The following is a 20,358-nucleotide window of genomic DNA, read 5'->3' on the forward strand; positions in this document are numbered from 1 at the left end:
GATATGCCGCCGTTTCCGCCGGAGGTAGAGTCAAGCGCTGTTGACGGAAAATTGTGAACCGTTGGTAAAACGGCAGTATAGCCGCAACCATAGCACGGTAGAATGGAGCAACCTCTTGCGGGGTACGGGAGTACGGCGATTAAAAATCTCCTGGAGGTGTAAAATATGGCTCCATTTTTTGATCCCCTGAATGTTCTGATTGTTCAGGAAAAGGCGGAAGAATATGCGGATCTGATCCGGGAACGCTTCCCTGAGCAGGTGAAGAGCGGGAAAATCCGCATCATGCTGGCCCGTGACGAAAAAAGCCTGCCTGAGGGGGCGCTGGACAGCCACATCATCGGCACCTGGCCGTTGATTAAAGAGGTGCCGCAAATGAAGCACCTGCAGTGGGTGATGACCTTCAGTTCGGGCGTGGACCACTGGGAAAAATCCAGGCTGTTGCCGGCCGGTGTGCCTTTAATTCACCTGCCCGGCGGTTCGGCTATTCCGGTATCGGAGTTTGTACTCGGGCTGATGCTGTCCCTGACCAAGAAATACAACCAGATGTGGGATAACCAGAAAGAGGCCCGTTATATCCGGATCGAAGGGGAAGAGCTGTACGGCAAAACCCTGGGCATCATCGGACTGGGCGGCATCGGCCGGGCGGTGGCCAGGCGGGCCAAGGGCTTTGACATGCACATTATCGGCACGGATGTGCGCATCACGGATGTTCCGTTTGTGGATGAGGTCTTTTTGAACGAAAAGGTTGACGATGTGATCCGGCAGAGCGATTTTGTCCTGCTGTCCGTACCGGAAACCAGGGAAACGCTGGGCATAATGAATGAAAGCCGGTTCAAGCTGATGAAACCGACGGCCTATTTCATCAACTGCGCCCGTGGTTCCCTGGTGATCAAGGAAGCCTTGATCAAGGCGCTGGATGAAGGGTGGATTGCCGGGGCGGCCATGGATACCTTCTGGATCAAGAATCCGCTGCCCTCTTATCTGCCGCCGGATGACGAGTTGTGGCAGGCGAAAAACCTGATCATTACGCCGCACATTTCCAGCTGGACCAATATGTACGCCAAACGGTTCGGCGCCATCTTTGTGGAAAACATCGGCCGATTTATGCGCGGCGAACCATTGCTCAATATCGCCCCCGGCTTTGGCGTACCCATGGCCAGCTAGCTCCCGGCGAAAGCACCGGCGGCCCGCGACCGGGACAAAGTATGGCCGGTAACGGGTTGCCGGTGTTTTCGAGATCATGAATCCTGGTGACGTCCGGTAATTCCTTTTGATCCGGGAAGCCGGGGTGCATGTGCTTCCGTTCAGCTTGCGGCTGGCGGCAGCAACCCCCGGGCCGCCCCCTGTTTATGGTAAAACGGACGGCCATTGTTATAAACAACGGCCATTTCCCCGGGTGCCGGGATTAATCGCCGGCAGGCTTCCGGTAAGGATACGGTGCAAAGCGGCCGGAGAGAAAAGGGGTGTACGATGATCCAGGATTTGCTGGCTGAATTTGTTGAAGCGGTGAATTTCCCCGGCCGCCACGCCCGGGAGTGGAAAAAGGAGCACGGTGGCCGGGTGATCGGCTGGCTGCCGGCTGACGTGCCGGAAGAATTGATTCATGCCGCCGGCTTTATGCCATTCGGAGTGCCGGGCGGGCACAGCGGGGTGGGATTGGCGGACGCCCACCTGCAGGGGTGGGTTTGCTCCCTGGCCCGCAGTTGCCTGGCTCTGGCCGTGCAGGGCCAACTGGAGTTCCTGGACGGGTTGATCATCCCGCACATTTGCGATACCACCCGGATGCTGGGCGGTATCTGGCAGCATGTCCACCCGCTTCCGTTCATGGAATATTACCGGTTGCCCCGGCAGGTGGAGCGGCCCAGTGCCCGCCGGTACCTGCAAGCGGAATTGCAGCGGCTCAAGAGCAGGCTGGAGGAATTCAGCGGCCGGGAAATCAGTCCGGAGCAATTAAACCGAAGCATTTCCCTTTACAACCGCAGCCGCTCCCTGTTGCGCACCCTTTCCCGCCTGCACCGGGAAAATCCCGGCCGGCTGGGCAGCCGGATGTTTTATGACGTGGTAAAAAGCGCCATGTTCATGCCGCGGGAAAAGTATACCGGGTTGCTGGAAAAGCTGGTGAACTGTATACAAAAAGAGAAAATGGAACGCCCCGCTTCCGTCCGGATACCACTGCTGCTTTCCGGGGCGGTGGCGGAACCGCCTGAAATTCTGGATATGATTGATCAGGCCGGGGGGGCCGTGGTGGCCGACGACATGCAAACAGGCTACCGCTATTTTGCCGTGGACGCGCCGGAGGATGGCGATCCGCTGGCGGCACTGGCCGTCCGCCAGTTGAATCAAATCCCCGGTGCCCTGTTCGACCCCCGGAACAACCCCCGCGCCGCTTTTCTGGTTGAAAAGGCCCGTAACCATGGCGTGGCCGGGGTAATCTTCCTGCATTTGAAATATTGCGAGCCGGAGAACTATGATTACTACGACAACCAGCAGGCACTGGACCGGGCCGGCATCCCCGGCCTGCGTCTGGAAACGGAACTGGGCACCAGCTCCCTGGAGCAAATGCGCACCCGGTTGCAGGCCTTTCTGGAGATGGTGGAGGGAACGGCCGATGGCGGATAAAATACCCTTTCGCACCAGTCAATTGCAAAAAGAGCTGATGGCCAAATATTATGCCGCCGCTTCCGAAGCCCGGGCGGCTGGCGTCCCGGTGGCCTGGGTCACTGCCGTCTTTCCGGTGGAGATAGTTTACGCGGCCGGCGTCTTTCCTTATTACCCGGAAAACTTCGGCGCCCTGGCCGCCGCCCGGCGGGTGGCCGGCAAGCTGTCCGAAGCGGCGGAAGCCCGGGGGTATTTCTATGATTTATGCGGCTATGCCCGTTGCGGCATCGGGGACGCCTACAGCCGGGAGCATCCGGTGGGCGTCATTGAAAAGCCGGATCTCCTGTTATGCGCCAACACCCAGTGCGGCAGCCTGCCCAAGTGGTTTGAGGCGGCCGCCCGCTTTTACCGGGCTTCTTTTTTTCTCCTTGATGCACCGCTGGTCGATGAGGGTAATTCCCAAATGGTTCGGGATTATTTTGTGCAGCAACTGCAGGAAATGATTGCCTTTCTGGAGCAGGCCACCGGCCGCCCCTTTGATTACCGGCGGTTGGAGGAAGTGCTGCAGTTGTCCAACGAAGCCTGCCGGTTGTGGAATGAAATTCTGGACACGGCCGCCCTCAAACCGGCTCCTTTCGGTTTTTTTGACGCCTGTCTGCATATGGCGCCCATTGTCACCTGGCGGGGAACACGGGAAGCGGTGGATTATTACCGGGCATTGCGCCGGGAGATCCAGGAGCGGGTGGAGCAGGGGATTCACGCCCTGCCCGGTGAGCGCTACAAGCTTTACTGGGATCACATTCCCGTCTGGCCGCGGTTGAAGTGGTTCGGCGAGCTTTTTGCCGCCCGCGGCGCCCTGGCGGTGGCTTCCCAGTACACTCATTCCTGGGCCTATAGATTCGACCCGGACCGGCCGCTGGAAAGCCTGGCGGAGAATTATGTCAGCGCCTATGTAAATCACGATTTCCGGCGGCGCATTGATTTAAAAATCCAGTTGATGAACAAATACCGGGTGGACGGATATGTGTTGTTTTCCAACCGCAGCTGCAAGCCCAACGCCCTGGGCCTGTACGATAAAAGCAATGAAATAAGCCGGCTGACCGGACTGCCCGGAGTGGTTTTTGAAGCGGACATGGCGGACCTGCGTTTCTTTTCCGAAGCGCAGGTACAGTCGAAAATGGAAGTGCTATTTGAACAACTGGCCTCCAGATAATGCCTGATCAGCAGGGGCAGCCAGGATGAGGAGGAGTTATGGTGAAAAAACTGATGTCTGGAAACGAGGCCATTGCTTACGGCGCCTACCAGGCGGGGGTGAAGGTGGGGGCGGCCTATCCGGGCACGCCCAGCACCGAAGTGATGGAAAACTTCGCCACCTACCCGGGCGTGTACGCCGAGTGGTCGCCCAACGAAAAGGTGGCTCTGGACGTGGGTGTCGGCGCCGCCTATGCCGGGCGGCGGGCTATGGTGGCCATGAAACACGTGGGCCTGAACGTGGCCGCCGACTCCCTGTTTTACGCCTCTTATACCGGGGTCAATGCCGGCCTGGTGATTATCAACGCCGATGATCCCGGCCTGCACAGTTCGCAGGGCGAACAGGACAACCGCAATTATGCCCGCTTTGCCCGCATACCCATGGTCGAGCCGGCGGACAGCGAAGAGGCCAGGCAGTATGTGGGGGTGGCCCTGGAAATCAGTGAAACCTTTGATACGCCCGTTTTACTGCGCACGGTGACCCGGCTGGCCCACTCCAAAGGGGCGGTGGAATTTGACGGGGAATTACAGCCGGTTGCCCCCCCTGCTCCGGATCCCCCCGCTTACCGCCGGGATCCGGCCAAACAGGTGATGCTGCCGGCCAACGCCCGCCGCCGCCGGCCGGTGGTGGAGGAAAGGCTGCAGAAGTTGGGTGAGTATGCGGAGCAAACCACTCTCAACCGCATCGAGCCGGGCGATCCGGAACTGGGCATTATTGCCGCCGGCGCGGCCTATCAATATGCGCGGGAAGTTTTTCCCGGCGCCAGCTTCCTGAAGCTGGGCCTGGTTTACCCCCTGCCCCGCCGCTTGATTCTCGATTTTGCCCGCCGGGTCAAGCAGGTCGTGGTGGTGGAGGAACTGGATCCCTTTCTGGAAGAACAAATCCGTTTGATGGGCGTGACCGTGCGGGGCAAGGATATTTTCCCGCTTTACGGGGAGTTCAGCCCCCACCTGCTGCGCCAGTGCGCGGCGGCCGCCGGTCTGGTGACGCCACCGCCGGAGGAGGAAGACCCGCGCCCGCCCCTGGTTTTGCCCGTACGGCCGCCCATGTTATGCCCGGGCTGCGGCCACCGGGGCATCTTCTACGTTTTAAAACAGCTCAACGTCCTGGTCACCGGGGACATCGGCTGTTACACCCTGGGCGCGGCGCCGCCCCTGGGGGCCATGCACACCTGCGGGTGTATGGGGGCCGGGATTGGTGTTTCGCACGGCATTGAGAAGGCGGGCGTTCAGGAACCGCGGGTGGCGGTGCTCGGTGACTCCACCTTTTTCCACAGCGGGATGCCCCCCCTGGTCAATGTGTTGTACAACCGGGGCGCCACCACCACCATTGTTTTGGACAACCGGGTGACGGCCATGACCGGCCATCAGGATGATCCGGGCACCGGCCGGACGCTGCAGGGCGGGGAAACCACGGAAGTGGATATCGCCGCACTGGCCCGGGGGATGGGCTATCAGCGGGTGGATGTGGTGGACCCCTATGAACTGGATCAGGTGACGCAGGTGGTCCGGGAGCACCTGCAGAGCGCAGAGCCTTCATTGATTATCGCCCGCCGGCCCTGTGTGTTGAGCCGCCGGGAAAAACACCCGGCGCCGGTGGTGGACGCCGATATATGCGTTAACTGCGGTACCTGCCTGGAACTGGGCTGCTCCCCCCTTACACAGGAGGAGGAGCATGTGAGTATAAACGTCCTGCTTTGCAACGGCTGCGGGTTGTGCGTGCAGGTTTGCCCTACAGGAGCCATTGCTTTCAATGCGTAATGGTTGGTTGAAAAGGAGGCCGCTTTAGATGGACAAAAAGAAAAAGGATTTCATCCTGGCCGGGGTGGGCGGTCAGGGGACCATTTTGGCCAGCGACATCTTGATGGAAGTGGGACTGGCTTTGGGGTACGATGTGAAAAAGTCGGAAGTGCACGGCATGTCTCAGCGCGGAGGCGCCGTGGAAAGCCATGTGCGCTGGGGGGAGCGGGTTTTTTCCCCGCTGGCGGAAAAAGGGCGGGTGGATTATCTGGTTGGTTTTGAAATGCTGGAAGCGGCCCGCTGGCCGTCCTATCTGCTCAAGGGCGGGACGGCGGTGGTCAACCGTTACCGCATTCCACCGCCGGCGGTAAATCTGGGCCAGGCGCGTTATCCGGAGGAAAGGGAGATTGACTCCCTCCTGGCCGGCCGGGCCGGCCGGGTGTGGTGGGTGCCCGCCACGGAAATGGCGCAGGAACTGGGCAACGCCGCCGTGGCCGGAGTGGTTTTGCTGGGCGCACTGTCCACTTTGCTGGAAGGTGAGGAGGCGCTCTGGCTGGATGTGATCGAACGGACGGTGCCGGCCAAATTTGTAGCATTAAATAAACAGGCCTTCCTGGCCGGCCGGCGGGCCGGGTAAAGACACCATTCCGGACGGTAAGCAATCAAGAAGGGGGAAGCAAGATGAATTTTGCCCGGTATGGTATCATCAATGCGCAAAAGTATCCGGACAAGGTGTTTTTGATTGAACGTACGCCCTCAAGAAATTTACGCCGGGTGATGACCTGGCGGGAATTTAATGCTGAAACCAATCAGGTGGCCAATCACCTGCAAAAACAACTGGGGATCAAAAAGGGGGACTTTGTACTTCACCTGCAGATGAACAGCCTGGAGTGGCTGGTCACCTTCCATGCCATTTTGAGGACCGGAGCCGTGGTTGTGCCGCTCAATTACCGCTTTGCCAGCGCAGATATCAAGTACGCGGCCGGTGTTTGCCAGCCGAAGGCGTTCATTCTGGAAGACGGCTTTTTACCCAAAGTGCAGCCCGTGCAGGGGGAAATGAAAACCATTGCGCATTACCTCTGCATCGGGGAAAATGTCCCCGGCGATATGATTTCCTATGCGGAAATCAGGAAAAACGGCGAGACGGAAGATCTGCTGGTGGAAACCGCCGGCGACGACCTGGCTGAACTGATGTTCACCTCCGGGACCACCGGGCCGCCCAAGGCCGTCTGTCAGGCCCATGATACCCTGTACAATATCGGTACCGGCTGTGCTTTAAGCTATGATGAGGGCCATCACACCGTATACCTGGCGCCCCACCCCTTTTATCACAGCGGCAGCCTGTTTTTATCCCTGCCTTCCTACCTGGCCGGCGGTCAAATCGTCATTTTAAAGGAATTGACCAACCCCCGCTGGCTGCTGGACGCGATTGCCGAAGAAAAAGTGAATAACGGGTGGGTGACGGTACCCTGCATGTCTGATTCGGTAAACGCCATCAAACGGGGGGAAATCGATATCAACCAGTATGATTTTTCCCATGTTACCGGGAGCATTCTCATCGGCGCCCAGCCGGTGCCTCATTCCCTGTTTCAGGACATGAAAAGGATTTTTCCGTTTAAGACGGGCAATATCTACGGCATTACCGAAGGCGGCGGAGGAGGCAGCTTCAACCTGTTCGACGAAGACGTACTTGAGCGGCCGGGGTCGATCGGCAAGCCCACCTTTAACACGGAAGCCCGTGCTGTTGATGCGTTGGGCCATGACGTGCCGGTGGGGGAAGTGGGTGAACTGGTCCTCAAAGGGCCCCGGGTGATGCAGGGTTACTTTAGAAATCCGGAGCTGACCGCCCGGACGGTTAAGGACGGCTGGCTTTATACAGGGGATCTGGTTAAAAAAGATGCGGATGGATTTTTCTACATTGCCGACCGCAAAAAGGATCTGATCATCCGGGGCGGCGAGAATATTTTCCCGGTGGAAATTGAAGCGGTGCTGCACCGGCACCCCAAAATTGCCGATGCGGCGGTCATCGGATACCCCCATGAGCGTCTGGTGGAAATAGCCATGGCCGTGGTGGAACTGCATGCGGGGGAAACCATGACGGTAGAGGAAGTGGTCGGTTTCTGCCGGCAGGAGGGTCTGGCCAAATACAAATGGCCGGAAAAGGTGCTTTTTGCCAAAGTATTGCGCAACCCGACCGGGAAAATCCAGAAGTTTCTCATGCGGCAGATGTATGTGGAAAAGAGCGCAACCGTCTAGCCGCCCTGGGTGACGGAATTCAAGCTTTCAGTGATGTGGGGTGAAGCGCATGCAAGTAAATGGTGTTGATCTTTACTGGAACCCTTATTTGGAAACCATGCCCCGGGAAATGCTCAGGAACCTGCAATTGAAGAAATTCAAACGGATTTTGAAGTGGGGTTACGAAAACTCCGGGCTTTACCGCAGACTTTATGATCAGGCGGGGTTGACACCGGAAGACATAAAAACCTGGGACGACGTAGCCGGAGTGCCCATGCTGGAGAAGGAACATTACCGCTCGGCACAGGCCAAAGAACCCTGGCCCTACGGCGACAGTCTGTGTGTACCGTTGGAAGAGGTAACCGCCTACCGCCAGACCAGCGGCACCACCGGGCAGCCCGTCTACCAGCCCGATACCTGGCAGGATTGGGAGTGGTGGAGCGAATGCTGGGCCTATACCCTGTGGGCGCAGGGCTTCCGGAACACCGACCGGGTGTTCATCCCATTCGGGTACAACATTTTCGTGGCTTACTGGGCCGGACACTACGCCGCTGAAAAAATCGGCTGTGAGGTTATTCCCGGCGGCATATTGAATACCGAAGAAAGAATTCTTAAAATGAAAGAGTTGCGCGCTTCCGCCTTTATGGCCACCCCGACGTATGTACTGGGTATGGCCGAGACAGCAGAGAAACTGGGTATCGATCCGCGCACCCTGGGAATCAAACGCATTCTTTGTGCCGGTGAGCCCGGTGCCAGCATCCCGCCCACCAAGAGAAGGATGGAGGAGGCCTGGGGGACGGATGTTTACGATCATATCGGGGCCACCGAAATTGGTGGTTGGGCGTACGAATGTACGGCCAAGCCGGGCGGTCCCCATGTGAACGAAGCCATGTTCCTGGTAGAACTGATCGATTTGGAGGACGGTTCGCCAATTGAAGAACCGGGTAAGCCCGGACGGGTAGTGATCACGGCTTTTGACCGCCGCGCGCAGCCCTGCATCCGCTTTGATTCCAAGGATGTGGCCATGTGGGGGGAGCCGTGCGCCTGCGGCCGGTCCTTCCGGGTGCTTAAAGGTGGTGTGATCGGCAGGGTTGATCACATTACCAAAATTAAAGGCGTTTTATTCAGCCCTTCTGCTGTAGAGGAAGTAGTACGTGATATCCCCGAACTGGGTAATGAATTTGAGCTGGTTGTCAGAAAGAAAAATGATTTAGACGAGTTAATCTTAAAGGTGGAAATACTCCCGCACTGTTGTCATCAGGAAAATAAGATCAAGGAAGCTCTCTTGCGAAATTTAAGGTTGAAGACAAACTTGAACTACTATTTGGAGTTTCATCCCTATGGAACATTACCCCGTTATGAGGTTAAATCGAGGCGGTTTAAGGATCTGCGCAAATAATGATGAGCAGGTGAAACGCTTATGGGAACTTGTAAAATAAACCGGATCGATCTTGATTTGTGCAGGATCGCCAGGGCAATGGAAGAAATTAAAACCGGGGTTTTCAAATTAAAAGAGTTTTCCGGCGGTATGCAATGTGTAATCCGGAATTGTGATCGCATCATGGCCAGCCTGGCCATGATACAGATTAACTGTGAAATAAACGACATTGATGAAATGGAAAAAGGTAATTATTAAAATTTTAACCGGGAGGTATTTGAGATGGCACAAGACAATGAAATGCAACTTGACGGCTATCGCTGGGTGATGCTGGTTTTGTTTCTGCTGCTTTCCCTGGTCTTATGGATAGCCTGGTTCGCCCAGGCGCCGCTGCTGGAAGAATATTGGGGGAAAGTATTTCATCTCAGTGCCGCCACGACCAATTTGCTTCTTTCCCTGCCCGGCCTGCTGGCCATATTTCTGGGTGTTTCCACGGGCCGCTGGACCGATGTGCTGGGAACGAAAAACATGCTCGGTATCGGGGCTGTCTGCGGTTTGGTTGGTTTTGGTCTAAGGCCGTTTTTCATCACCTCTTTCTGGTCAAACGCCGTGCTTACGGTTATTGGCGGATACAGCATCTGCTGCCTTACGGCCTGCCTGGCTCCGCTGATGATTCAATGGTTCGGGCATGAAAGCGCCCATACTTACATTGGTATTGGCGCCGGTTCGTTTTTTATCGGCGGCGGACTGGGGATTATTATTACTGCCGCGCTGGCCGGACCGCTGGGTATAAAAAACACTTTCCTGATTTACAGCGTTTTGATTCTAATCGTGGCGGCGTTATGGTGGATTCTAGGACGCGGCAAAGAAGTGGAAAGCCGGGCGGAGAAGCCGGGTTTTGCTGATGAGTTTAAAAATGTGATGCAAACTCCTTCGGCCTGGGTCAACCTGTTGTTTGCCGTTTTCCTGGGCGGGGCCACTGTTTTTACCATGGGGTTCCTGCCCATGCAAATGGCCGTGGCTTATAAGTTGCCCCACGCCCTGGCCGGTACCATCGCCGGGCTTTTCCCCATCGCCATGGGCGCCGGGTTGATCTTTTTGCCCGGTTTGGCCGGACGCTGGGGGAAGAAGAATACGGCCTTAATCATGCTGATCATTACCCTTGCCGTTTGGATTATCTATATGAGTACCCACAACTGGGGCGTCGGTGGATTGATCATTGCGGCCATTATCTTCGGACTCTTTTTTGAAGTGCCCTGGGCGCTGGGCATGGCCATTCAGGAATCTTTGCCCGGCGTGACCGCAACCAACATGGGGGTGGCCGGCGGCGCATATACGGTGGGGACAAATGTTGGTGTTTTCTTGCTGCCCTTGCTCATGGGCGGTGTGGTGGATAAATACAAACTGGCCGGTGGTATGTGGGCCGTATTAATCGTTTACCTGCTCGGGCTGATTGCGCTTTTAATTGTACGCGAGAAAAACGTTTCGATGACTTAGCATTTGCCATTCAATTGACTATTGATATTTAAAACAACCCCTTATAATTAAAGCAATAGCCATTTTTAGAGTTGATAATCCTTTAACAGGTCTGAATATTCTTAATATTGTATACACGGTTGACTTAAAAGGAGGCACAGGTTGTGGCTATTTATGATCAACAGCGGGAGACAATGTCACTGGATAATTTACGCCAGCTGCAATTGGATAAATTCAAGCGCCAGGTCAAGCGGGTTTACGAAAACAAAGTTTTTCACCAGCGTTTTAAAGAAGCAGGTCTTGAGCCCGGCGATATCCAAAACTGGGATGATCTTAAAAAGGTGCCCTTTACCGGCAAGCAGGATTTACGCGAATATTACCCCACCGGTTTGGTTTCCGGCAACTGGGACGATGTGGTGCGTGTGCATATGACCTCCGGAACCACCGGCGTACCGGTATCAATGGTTTATACCCGGAACGACCTGGCGGTGTGGGGCGAGTGCATGGCCCGCAACTTTACCGCCGCGGGCGTGACCAAAAAAGACGTTGTTCAGCAGGCGCACGGCTACGGGTTGTTCACCGGCGGGCTGGGTTTTCATTACGGACTGGAGCGGGTGGGAGCCAAGGTAATTCCCACCGGTTCCGGGGGCAGCAAAAGACAGCTACAGTTGATGCGGGAATGGGGCACCACCGTTTTTACGGGAACTCCCACCTATGCCCTGTATCTGGGCGAAATTGCCCGGGAGATGGGCATCGATCCGGTTGAAGATTTGCAGCTGCGCATCGGCTGCCACGGCGGGGAACCCTGTTCCGACGAAATGCGGGAACGGATTAACGAGCGCCTCGGTTATACCGCCCATGGCGGTGGAATGCGGCGGTGCTACGGTCTGACTGAAATGGGCGGGCCGATGGCCATGGATTGCGCATACGTTTCCGGCATTCACGTTTGGGGGGATCATTTCCTGCTGGAAGTGCTTGATCCGGAAACACTGACTGATGTTTCCCCGGGACAGCCCGGTGAAATTGTCCTCAGCAACCTCAGTTTTGAAGCCATGCCCATCTTGCGCTACCGTACCGGTGACCGGGCGGTGATTGACGAGACCCCCTGTCCCTGTGGCCGTACCCATCCCCGCATTGTGCGCTTTCTCGGGCGGGTGGACGATATGCTGCTGGTCAGCGGTACCAACGTCTTCCCAAGCCAAATCGAGTGCGTGCTGCTGCAGTACCGCGAGTTGAGCGAGAACTGGCAGATTGTGGTGGGGGAGAGGAAGGGACTGCACACGTTAAAAGTGGAAGTGGAACCGGCCGGGGATTTCAACCCCGCAGAATCATTCGTGGAGCTTCTGGAAAAAGAATTGCACGACTTCCTGGAAATCACCTGCCGGGTGGAAATCAAATCCCCCGGTACCCTGCCCCGTTATGAAGGCAAGGCAGTGCGGGTGGTGGACGAAAGGAAAGTGTCACTTTGAACGGCCCTTTCCTTTACGAATTGAGCTGAAATGTCTTTCCAGCCTGGAGCACCCGGGTTGCCCGCGCGGTCCGGGACAGATGGGACGTGGACTGACGGAGTTTGCTTTTCCAGTGCAAAGGGGGTGGTTAAAAAATTATATGAGCAGTCACTTCAATAAAAGGGGTTATGGGGGTTGTTTGCACCAGAGCAACTAAAGAGTAACGGGAGGACGGTGTTTTACTTTGTTTGAATGGCATTGCCAATTCATCCGGAAAAAATATGAGGAGGGAACTGCGTGTTAGGGATGGCGGACGGTTGGACGGCACTGGTCTGGTTGTTGAATGTGGCTGCCATGTTGCTCTGTGTGGGCTGGGGAATCGCAAAGTGGAACAAGGACGGTGAGGATTGGTGAACCTGGCCGTTCTGGCGGTTATACTGGTGATTTATGTGGCCATAATATCTTACCTGACCTATCTCGGTTCCCGGCAGACCAGGAGCGCCGAGGACTATACGGTGGCCGGGCGGCAGATGTCGGGCTGGATTATGGCTTTGTCCTACGCTTCCACCTTTATCAGTACATCGGCCATCGTCGGTTTCGGGGGAGCGGCCGGGATGTTCGGTTTCACTTTGCTCTGGCTTTCGTTTTTCAACATCTTTCTGGGCATTTTTGTCGCCTTTATCTTCCTCGGAGAGCCCATCCGCCGCATGACCAAGAATCTGGGGGCCACCACCCTGGCCACCATGCTGGGCGAACGCTACCAGTCCAAATTCATTACCTGGTTTATCGGTTTGATGATCTTCCTGCTCATGCCGCCCTACACCGGGGTGGTCTTGATCGGCGGCGCCAGGTTTATTGAAGAGTCATTGCACATCAGCTTCCAGGTGGCGCTGGTTGTGCTGGCCGTGATCATCGCCCTGTACGTCGGGTGGGGCGGTCTGAAGGGCGTCATGTACGCCGACGCCTTCATGTGCGGAATGATGCTGCTTGGCATGGTTATTCTATTGTTCAAGACTTATGCCGTGGTGGGCGGAGTGGTTGCCGGGCACCAGGCGCTGACCAATATGGCCAGCCTGGTACCGGAGGCATTGAAAAAAGGCGGCGACCTGGGCTGGACGGCCATGCCCCAATGGGGCTCGCCGATCTGGTGGACGGTGATCAGCACTATCGTCATGGGAGTGGGCATCGGCGTGCTGGCCCAACCCCAGTTGATCCTGCGGTTTTTGACCGTACCGACCAAACAGGCTTTGAACCGGGCGGTGTTGACCGGCGGCATCTGCATTTTCTTCTTTACCGGCACCGCTTTCATGGTCGGTCCCCTGACAAACGTGTATTTCCATGACACGGTGGGCAAGATTGCCATTGCCGCGGCCAAAGGGAATGTGGACCTGATCATTCCGTCCTATATTAATGCCGTGATGCCTCCAGCCTATATTTACCTCTTCATGGTCACCCTGCTGTCCGCCTGTATCACCACGGTGAACGGGTTGATCCACGTGCAAAGTGTGGCTTTTTCCAGGGACCTGCTGGCAACCTGGAACATAAAGGCCAACCCTTTGACCCTTTCCCGGATCGGTGTGCTGGTCGGGGCCGTGGCAGCGGTGGTGATGGCCTTTATCCTGCCCGTAAGCATTATCGCCCGGGCCACCGCCTTCTGGTTCGGCATCTGCGCCGCCGGCATCCTGCCGGCTTTGCTGGGAGCCATCTTCTGGCGCCGGGTGACCAAAGCGGCGGCCGTCTGGAGCGTGGCGCTGGGGTACGGGGTGTCCATTTTCGGGTTTGTCTTCCTGCATGCGTCCGAGGCCGTTCCCTTCGGGATCTGTAAGGCCATCTTCGGCCGGCCCACCCTGCTGCCCGACCCCTGGACCTTTGTGGACCCGCTGTTTTACAGTATCGTCATTTCCGCGGCGGCGTTAATCTTCATCACACTGTTCACCAAACCGTTGCCCCGGGAGCATGTGAACCGGTGTTTTGCCGGCTTGGGCAAAACACAGGAAGTAACGCCGGAAAAGGTTGTTGCTTAAGCATATCCGGCGGTTTAGGCCAGTGAGGTGATGTTCCGGAAGGCCCTTTTGAAATCCTAAAATAGCCGGTTGATTTGATAGTGGCGGCACCGCTGCACCGTGGTGCCGTCTGTTTTATTTCACAGCGCACCCCTGCTTCCCTCCAAAAATCTGATCGCCTGGGAGATGGCCTGGGATCTGTTTTTCACCCCCAGCTTGCGGAAAATATTACGCAGGTGGGTTTTTACCGTATCCAGGGCCAGGTGGCAGGAAGCGGAAATTTCTTTGTTGGTCATCCCCTGGGCCAGAAGACGCAGAATTTCTTTTTCCCGCACACTGAGTCCGGCCAGCTTTTCCTGCTGCTCCACCGGTTCCGGCGGGGCATGGGTAACGCGGGTATAGTCGCCGATAATGCGCCCGAGCAGTGCCGGGTCGATGACCATTTCGCCATTGTAGGCGCGGCGAATTGATTCAACCAGTTTCTCCCGGGTGACATGCTTTAATATATAGCCCGCCGCCCCCGATTGGAGCGCCTGGCGTATTGATTCGGTGTCTTCCAGAATAGTCAAAAAAAGAATCTTGCATTGGGATTTATGAGTCAATATATAGCTTGCTGTTTCAATGCCGCTGAGCCGGCGCATTCTGATGTCCATTAAAATTACATGGGGATTCCAGACATCGATCATGTGCATGGCTTCTTCCCCGTCACTGCAGGTGCAGACCACGGCGATGTCGGGGAAGCCGTTGAGCATGGTGATCAGTCCTTCCCGGATCATCGGGTGATCATCTACGATCATCACCTTTATTTCAGCGGTCACAGGGCACGTCCCCCTTTCCATGCCTTTTGTGCAGTCGTGATTTCGTTATTACCCGTAACGCTGCAGCGTAACAATCTTATTCCGCCATGTCCGTCACGCCGCCGGACGTTTTCCATTCATTCAACCTCCGGCTTCGTCGCGCTTTCAAGTCGTCCGTGGACATATCCACGGCTGTTGAAAAGCGCTGATTTCCCCTTTTGCAGCCTTCCGCGCCGTTTCGGAACGGGATAAAATTTTACGGCATATCGATGTCGCCGGCGGGGATCCGTATGGTGATGGTGGTTCCCTGTTCCTTTTCGGAATGGATGGCAAACGTGCCCCCCAGCAGGGAAGTGCGCTCCTGCATACTGGCCAGACCGAGCCTGTCTTGCTGTTTTCTTTTCCCCCGGTTCAGGGTAAAACCGGAGCCGTTGTCGGAAATAGTCAACAAAATTTCTTTACCGGTCATATCCAGGCTTATCCAGGCGCGGGTGGCCTGTGCATGCTTGACCACGTTGGACAGCGCCTCCTGCAGAATACGGTAAAGGGACAGTTCAATATCCGGCGGCAGGCGGTATGCTTCGCCAATCACTTTAAAATCGACGGATATGTGATGAATTTCTTTGTAATTATCAATGTAAAACTCAATGGCGGGAATCAGCCCGTAATCGTCCAGCGTGATCGGGCGCATGTTCTGAATCAAACAACGGATATCCTGGATCTGTTCACCGATCAAACCGACCAGACGGGAAATTTCGCTGCGTTCGCCGGCCAGGGGGATTTCATCGGATGCGCTGAGGCGTTGCAGGCGGTACCAGACGGCGATCAAAGCCTGGATAATCCCGTCGTGCAGCTCATAAGCGATGCGCTTGCGTTCGTCCTCCTGCACGGTAATCAGTTTGTTCAACAGCCGGCGCAGGAGCTGCTCCTTTTCCGCCAGCACCTGTACCAGCCTGGCGTTTTCCAGGGCGATGGCGGTTTCCCGGGCCAGGGCGAAGATGATTTCGGCCTCCTCGGTGGTAAAAGCGATCAGCGCTCCCGGGCGGTCTACCTGCATGACGCCGATACTGCCCTTTTTGCTCAACAACGGCGCCATGACCAGGGAGCTGTAGGCAAAATCGGTAATAACTTCCCGGGGCAGGAACTGCTCGATGTTTTGCGGCGTAATCAACAGGGGGCGCCTGGTTTTGAGCGCCCGCTTGATGCCCGGGAAGGGGGGCCGCCCTTTCAGGGCCTTGATTTTTTGTTTCATTTCCAGATCGTAGCTGCCCACGGCTGCCACTGAAGTGATGGTTTGTTCCCGTTCATCCAGCAGGTAAATACAGGTGCGCGCCGCAAAGAGGTCCGCCGCCAGTTGGGCTACAACGTGCAGCACCTGCCTGATGTCCGGGGTGGAACTGATCGTGTTGATCGTTTCTAGCCAGACGGCCAGCTTACGCAACTGGCGGTCCTTGTGCTTGTGGATGAATGATTCCTGGATGATATTGGCCATATGGCGTCCCAGGGAGGCGGCCTTGATCAACAAATGCTCCGCCGTGGCCGGCTCACTGTTAAAAATGCCCATCTCCATCACGCCCATTGGATCGCCGGGACGCAGCAACACCGGCAGGGTGGTGGATTTTACCGGTCCCAGTGCTTCCAGCCGGTTGACCGGTCCGTCCCCGTCGCTCCCGGCGGCCAGCATTTGCTGCAGCTTTTGCTGGATTTCCGTGCACCCGGCATTTTCCCGGCTGGCCGTCAAACAAAGGGGGGAGCCGTTTTTCCGCAGTAAGAACAAGCATATGTTTGAAAAGTCAAAAAATTTTATTGATATGTTTAACAATTGCTGCAGCTCGGTTTTTAATCCCTGGCTCAGCTTATTGAGTGCATTGACCTGGCAAATAATGACCAGTTCCGCCAGCTTGCGGTGACTCGCCGGTAAAGCGTCCATTGATGATCACCCCTTTATTAAGTTTTATAGATAAATCGTCTGACTGTCAATAACAAATATTGTTGGTTTATTGGTTAATTCCCAAAACGTTATTTATCACCCATAAAGGTTAACCCCTGTTTCACCCGCTATCAACCTGGCTTCCATACTTTCTGGCGATATTAAATTTTGTCCGGCCATTTTATAATGTCTGCAAGCAGGCGGCGAAGCGCGTACCGAAAGCAATAATTGGACGGGGGGATTCAAAACGTATGCAAAAATTTCAAGAATGGTTTGAAAACAGGCATGAATACGCCAAAGAGTGGAAGCAGCGCACCGGCGGCAAGGTGATTGGTTATTTCTGCACCTATGTGCCGGAAGAAATCCTGTATGCCGCCGGTGTGCTTCCGGTGCGCATACTGGGCAGCCACGAGCCGCAGGACGTCACCGAGCCGCATATTTTCGGCATGTTTTGCCCCTTCTGCCGCGACTGCCTGGCCCAGGGACTGAAAGGGCGTTTCGATTATCTGGACGGCATTACCATTGCCCAGTCCTGCCTGCACATCAGGCAGGCCTACACCAGCTGGGACCTGCACCGGCCGCGGGAGTTTTCCTACTACCTGCCCATGCCGCATCATGTGCAGAGCAAGCGGGCCTACCCGTTCCTGCGCAGTGAACTGGCCGCCTTCAAGGAAGCGGTGGAGAAATGGACCGGGAAAACGATCAGCGACGCCGACCTGGACCGGGGGATTGAAATCATGAATACCAGCCGCCGCTTGATGCGGGAGGTATACGAATTACGCAAAAGGGAAAATCCGCCCTTAACCGGTCTGGAAGCGATGTACCTGGTCTTATCCGGTCAGATGGTTGACAAGCGGGAACACAACGCCTACCTGGAACAGAAATTAAAAGAGTTGTCTGAACGCCAGCCGGACCGGCAAACCGGTGAAAGACTGATGATCCTGGGCAGCGAGGACGACGACACCGCTTTCATGGCCATGGCGGAAAGCCTGGGCACCACTTTTGTCGTTGACGATCACTGCACCGGCAGCCGGTATTTCTGGAACCGGGTGGAGCCGCAGGAAGACCGTCTGATGGCTATCGCCGCCCGTTATATCGACCGGCCGGCCTGTCCCACCAAGGACTGGCCGGAACGCAGCCGGCTGCCTCATATTTTAAAACTGGCCAAAGAATGGAATGTGCAGGGAGCCATTGTAATGCAGCAGAAGTTTTGCGATCCACATGAACTGGACATTCCGGCCATTCGCAAGTACCTGGAGGAAAATGGCGTTCCCACCCTCTTTTTGGAGTTTGATGTTACCGTACCGATCGGCCAGTTCCGCATCCGGGTGGAAGCCTTCCTGGAAATGTTGCGTCAGGAAGATCTGTTCTAAATGGAGGTATAAAGATGAGCAAACAAAAGTACCCCACCGAACCATTGCAATGCTGGGCCAAAGCCAAGGAATTGCGGGAGAAATATTACCTGGACTACCGTGACGCGCATTTAAAGGGCGGCCTGCGCTGGGCGGGCGGCGCATGGACTTTCGACGCCGTGCCGCGCGGACTGGGGGACGATGTCTACCCGTTGACCAGCGAACCCTATGGCGCCACCATCGCCCACAACAAGGAACTGGCCCTGGAGTGCATGGAGGCTACGGAAAAGGCCGGCTATGCCCGTGATCTTTGCTCCTACATGCGCATTTACTGGGGTTCCATCCTGCTTGATAAATATCCTTTCGGCGGCGGCTATCCCAAACCGGATTTCATCTGGCAGGATCACATCTGCTGCAGCCACGCCAAGTGGTACCAGGTGGTCAAAGATCTGGAGCCCGCTATTCCGATGTATGAAATTGATGTGGCGGTGGGCCCCTATCACGAAATCAACGAAGCCAAGATCCAGTACGTGGCGGATCAGATTCTGGACGGGATTGAATGGATGGAAAAGGTCACCGGCCGCAAATACGACGATGAGAAGCTGATCGCAGCGGTGAAGGACGAATGCCGCTCCACCAGCACCTGGGCGGAAATCTGCAGTTTGAACAAGGCCGTGCCGGCGCCGCTGGATGAAAAGTCCATGTACTCCCTGTACGTTTTCGGCACCCTGCACAAAGCGGCCAGGTGGGTGGCCGACTTTTACGAGGAAGTGCGGGATGAGGTCAAGGACCGGGTGGCGCGGGGCATTGCCGCCGTGGGCAACGAACAGTGCCGCCTGATTTCCGACACCCAGCCCCCCTGGGCGTTCCTGAAAGTGTTCCGCTACCTGGAGCGGTACGGTGCCGTTTCCGTCGGTTCCCTCTATACTTTCGGCCTGGAGGGGATCTGGGAGGAAAAACCGGACGGAAGCTGGGGACCGCGGACGACACCGATGGAAAAGGGGATTGAAATCAAAACCAGGGAGCAGGCCGTGCGGATCAATGTGGAATGGAACCTGAGCAAGCCGGAATGGCAGCATTTCTATCATCCCAAGTTCAAAACCGGCATGATGAAGCGCATTTTCGACGAATGGAAGCTGAACGGCGTTTTACTGCATTATAACCGGGGTTGCGAAGGTTTGAGCGTGGGCATCGCGGAAAACCGTCTGGGCCTGATTGAAGCCGGATGTCCGGTGATGACTTTTGAAGGGAATATGGGTGACGAGCGGGAGTTCGACGAAGTGGCCACCTTTGCCCGCATCGACGCCTTTATGGAGAGCCTGGGCTTCAAAAAGCAGTATTAACGGGGGTGTCTGAAAGATGATTACAGCCGGGGTAGATGTAGGCAACAAGTTTACCAAAGTGGTCATTCTCGGGGACGGCCGGGTTCTGGCCAAAAGCGCTGTTTTAAGCGGTTTCGATCAGGCGGCGGCGTCGGAGGAGGCTATGGCCGCGGCACTGGACAAAGCCGGCATCGGCCGGGACGACGTACAGCATATTACCGCCACTGGCGCCGGCAAAAACGAGGTTCCTTTTGCCCGGAGCACGGTCACCGAAGTGGGTGCCGGCGCCCGGGGCGCGCTTTACCTTTTCCCCGCCGCCCGTACAGTGGTGGATGTGGGGGCGGAGGAGGGGCGGGCTTTAAAATGCAACGAGCAGGGCAAGATTGTCGACTTCGCCATTAATGAAAAATGCGCCGCCGGCGCCGGCTCCTTTACCGAGGCCATGGCCCGGGCGCTGGAAATCGCGGTGGAAGAGATGGGCCCGTTATCGCTGCAATCCACCCGGGCCGTGCCCATGAACGCCCAGTGCGCTGTTTTTGCCGAATCGGAAGTGGTTTCACTGATTCACGCCAAGACGCCGAAAGAAGACATTGCCCACGCCGTACACGACGCCATTGCCAGCCGGGTGATTTCCATGGTCCGGCGGGTGGGGCTGGAAAAGGACCTGGCCCTGATCGGCGGGCTGGCTTATAACGCCGGATTCGTGCGTTCCATGGAGGAAGGGCTGGAAGTAAAGGCGCAGGTGCCGGAAGACCCGGAATACGTTACCGCGCTAGGCGCCGCCCTGGTGGCGGCGGAAAAAGCAGGCGAAGAGGCGTAAATTTTAAA

At 56.3% G+C, this 20,358-nt stretch carries 17 protein-coding genes; 15 read left to right on the forward strand and 2 right to left on the reverse strand.

The features are described 5' to 3' along the window. The first annotated feature begins 165 nt into the window (after nucleotides 1-165). From A6M21_RS06165 to A6M21_RS06215, 12 genes are all read left to right on the forward strand, one after another. Nucleotides 166-1,164 carry a D-2-hydroxyacid dehydrogenase gene (locus A6M21_RS06165; RefSeq protein WP_066667012.1) on the forward strand — a complete coding sequence of 333 codons (999 nt, stop codon included), beginning with the start codon at nucleotides 166-168 and terminating at the stop codon, nucleotides 1,162-1,164. 306 nt (nucleotides 1,165-1,470) lie between these two features. Continuing rightward, nucleotides 1,471-2,619 (forward strand): 2-hydroxyacyl-CoA dehydratase subunit D, encoded by a 1,149-nt coding sequence (locus A6M21_RS06170; RefSeq protein ID WP_066667013.1) that lies wholly within the window; start codon nucleotides 1,471-1,473, stop codon nucleotides 2,617-2,619. Next, a complete protein-coding gene (locus A6M21_RS06175; protein ID WP_066667014.1) occupies nucleotides 2,609-3,811 on the forward strand; it encodes a 2-hydroxyacyl-CoA dehydratase subunit D in 1,203 nt (400 codons plus the stop codon). Before A6M21_RS06170 ends, A6M21_RS06175 begins: the two co-directional genes overlap by 11 nt. A 38-nt stretch (nucleotides 3,812-3,849) precedes the next feature. After that, nucleotides 3,850-5,610: an indolepyruvate ferredoxin oxidoreductase subunit alpha gene (iorA, locus tag A6M21_RS06180; RefSeq protein WP_345788086.1), complete on the forward strand. Its 1,761-nt coding sequence runs from the start codon at nucleotides 3,850-3,852 to the stop codon at nucleotides 5,608-5,610. Between the two features lie 28 nt (nucleotides 5,611-5,638). Next, a complete protein-coding gene (locus tag A6M21_RS06185) occupies nucleotides 5,639-6,226 on the forward strand; it encodes an indolepyruvate oxidoreductase subunit beta (protein ID WP_066667015.1) in 588 nt (195 codons plus the stop codon). 44 nt (nucleotides 6,227-6,270) lie between these two features. Beyond that, on the forward strand, nucleotides 6,271-7,845 hold the full coding sequence (locus A6M21_RS06190) for a class I adenylate-forming enzyme family protein (protein ID WP_066667016.1): 1,575 nt from the start codon (nucleotides 6,271-6,273) through the stop codon (nucleotides 7,843-7,845). Between the two features lie 49 nt (nucleotides 7,846-7,894). Continuing rightward, entirely contained in the window at nucleotides 7,895-9,223 is a 1,329-nt protein-coding gene (locus tag A6M21_RS06195; RefSeq protein ID WP_066667018.1) for a phenylacetate--CoA ligase family protein, read from the forward strand. Nucleotides 9,224-9,244: 21 nt separating this feature from the next. Further along, on the forward strand, nucleotides 9,245-9,460 hold the full coding sequence (locus tag A6M21_RS06200) for a hypothetical protein (RefSeq protein ID WP_066667020.1): 216 nt from the start codon (nucleotides 9,245-9,247) through the stop codon (nucleotides 9,458-9,460). A gap of 24 nt (nucleotides 9,461-9,484) precedes the next feature. Beyond that, a complete protein-coding gene (locus tag A6M21_RS06205; protein ID WP_066667022.1) occupies nucleotides 9,485-10,699 on the forward strand; it encodes an MFS transporter in 1,215 nt (404 codons plus the stop codon). A 143-nt stretch (nucleotides 10,700-10,842) separates the two neighbouring features. Next, complete coding sequence (locus A6M21_RS06210) at nucleotides 10,843-12,147, forward strand: phenylacetate--CoA ligase family protein (RefSeq protein ID WP_078060435.1); 1,305 nt, start codon at nucleotides 10,843-10,845, stop codon at nucleotides 12,145-12,147. 276 nt (nucleotides 12,148-12,423) lie between these two features. Further along, a complete protein-coding gene (locus A6M21_RS19370) occupies nucleotides 12,424-12,540 on the forward strand; it encodes a symporter small accessory protein (protein WP_345788087.1) in 117 nt (38 codons plus the stop codon). Continuing rightward, the gene (locus tag A6M21_RS06215; protein WP_066667024.1) at nucleotides 12,537-14,150 is read left to right on the forward strand and encodes a sodium:solute symporter family protein; all 1,614 of its coding nucleotides are present in this window, start codon (nucleotides 12,537-12,539) and stop codon (nucleotides 14,148-14,150) included. The genes A6M21_RS19370 and A6M21_RS06215 overlap by 4 nt, the downstream gene beginning before the upstream one ends. A gap of 119 nt (nucleotides 14,151-14,269) precedes the next feature. On the opposite strand, the gene A6M21_RS06220 is transcribed toward A6M21_RS06215, so the two are convergent. After that, nucleotides 14,270-14,947, reverse strand: coding sequence for a response regulator (locus A6M21_RS06220; protein ID WP_242868783.1), 678 nt, complete (start codon nucleotides 14,945-14,947; stop codon nucleotides 14,270-14,272). A 235-nt stretch (nucleotides 14,948-15,182) separates the two neighbouring features. Next, nucleotides 15,183-16,856 (reverse strand): GAF domain-containing sensor histidine kinase, encoded by a 1,674-nt coding sequence (locus tag A6M21_RS06225; RefSeq protein ID WP_066667033.1) that lies wholly within the window; start codon nucleotides 16,854-16,856, stop codon nucleotides 15,183-15,185. A gap of 251 nt (nucleotides 16,857-17,107) precedes the next feature. Between A6M21_RS06225 and bzdN the strand changes: the two genes are divergently transcribed. The 3 genes from bzdN to A6M21_RS06240 are packed head-to-tail and all read left to right on the forward strand — an operon-like array spanning nucleotide 17,108 to nucleotide 20,350. Continuing rightward, a complete protein-coding gene (bzdN, locus tag A6M21_RS06230; RefSeq protein WP_066667034.1) occupies nucleotides 17,108-18,229 on the forward strand; it encodes a benzoyl-CoA reductase, bzd-type, subunit N in 1,122 nt (373 codons plus the stop codon). 14 nt (nucleotides 18,230-18,243) lie between these two features. Next, on the forward strand, nucleotides 18,244-19,551 hold the full coding sequence (bzdO, locus tag A6M21_RS06235) for a benzoyl-CoA reductase, bzd-type, subunit O (protein WP_066667035.1): 1,308 nt from the start codon (nucleotides 18,244-18,246) through the stop codon (nucleotides 19,549-19,551). 16 nt (nucleotides 19,552-19,567) lie between these two features. Beyond that, nucleotides 19,568-20,350, forward strand: a complete 783-nt coding sequence (locus A6M21_RS06240) for an acyl-CoA dehydratase activase (RefSeq protein WP_066667037.1) — start codon at nucleotides 19,568-19,570, stop codon at nucleotides 20,348-20,350. Nucleotides 20,351-20,358: the final 8 nt, after the last annotated feature.

It is taken from the genome of Desulfotomaculum copahuensis, from assembly GCF_001655685.1.
GTDB lineage: Bacteria > Bacillota > Desulfotomaculia > Desulfotomaculales > Desulfovirgulaceae > Desulfotomaculum_G > Desulfotomaculum_G copahuensis.

Coding starts and splice junctions, on each gene's coding strand:
- A6M21_RS06165 (WP_066667012.1), top strand. CDS start 166: ATGGCTCCATTTTTTGATCCCCTGAATGTTCTGATTGTTCAGGAAAAG.
- A6M21_RS06170 (WP_066667013.1), top strand. CDS start 1,471: ATGATCCAGGATTTGCTGGCTGAATTTGTTGAAGCGGTGAATTTCCCC.
- A6M21_RS06175 (WP_066667014.1), top strand. CDS start 2,609: ATGGCGGATAAAATACCCTTTCGCACCAGTCAATTGCAAAAAGAGCTG.
- iorA (WP_345788086.1), top strand. CDS start 3,850: ATGGTGAAAAAACTGATGTCTGGAAACGAGGCCATTGCTTACGGCGCC.
- A6M21_RS06185 (WP_066667015.1), top strand. CDS start 5,639: ATGGACAAAAAGAAAAAGGATTTCATCCTGGCCGGGGTGGGCGGTCAG.
- A6M21_RS06190 (WP_066667016.1), top strand. CDS start 6,271: ATGAATTTTGCCCGGTATGGTATCATCAATGCGCAAAAGTATCCGGAC.
- A6M21_RS06195 (WP_066667018.1), top strand. CDS start 7,895: ATGCAAGTAAATGGTGTTGATCTTTACTGGAACCCTTATTTGGAAACC.
- A6M21_RS06200 (WP_066667020.1), top strand. CDS start 9,245: ATGGGAACTTGTAAAATAAACCGGATCGATCTTGATTTGTGCAGGATC.
- A6M21_RS06205 (WP_066667022.1), top strand. CDS start 9,485: ATGGCACAAGACAATGAAATGCAACTTGACGGCTATCGCTGGGTGATG.
- A6M21_RS06225 (WP_066667033.1), bottom strand. CDS start 16,856: ATGGACGCTTTACCGGCGAGTCACCGCAAGCTGGCGGAACTGGTCATT.
- bzdN (WP_066667034.1), top strand. CDS start 17,108: ATGCAAAAATTTCAAGAATGGTTTGAAAACAGGCATGAATACGCCAAA.
- bzdO (WP_066667035.1), top strand. CDS start 18,244: ATGAGCAAACAAAAGTACCCCACCGAACCATTGCAATGCTGGGCCAAA.
- A6M21_RS06240 (WP_066667037.1), top strand. CDS start 19,568: ATGATTACAGCCGGGGTAGATGTAGGCAACAAGTTTACCAAAGTGGTC.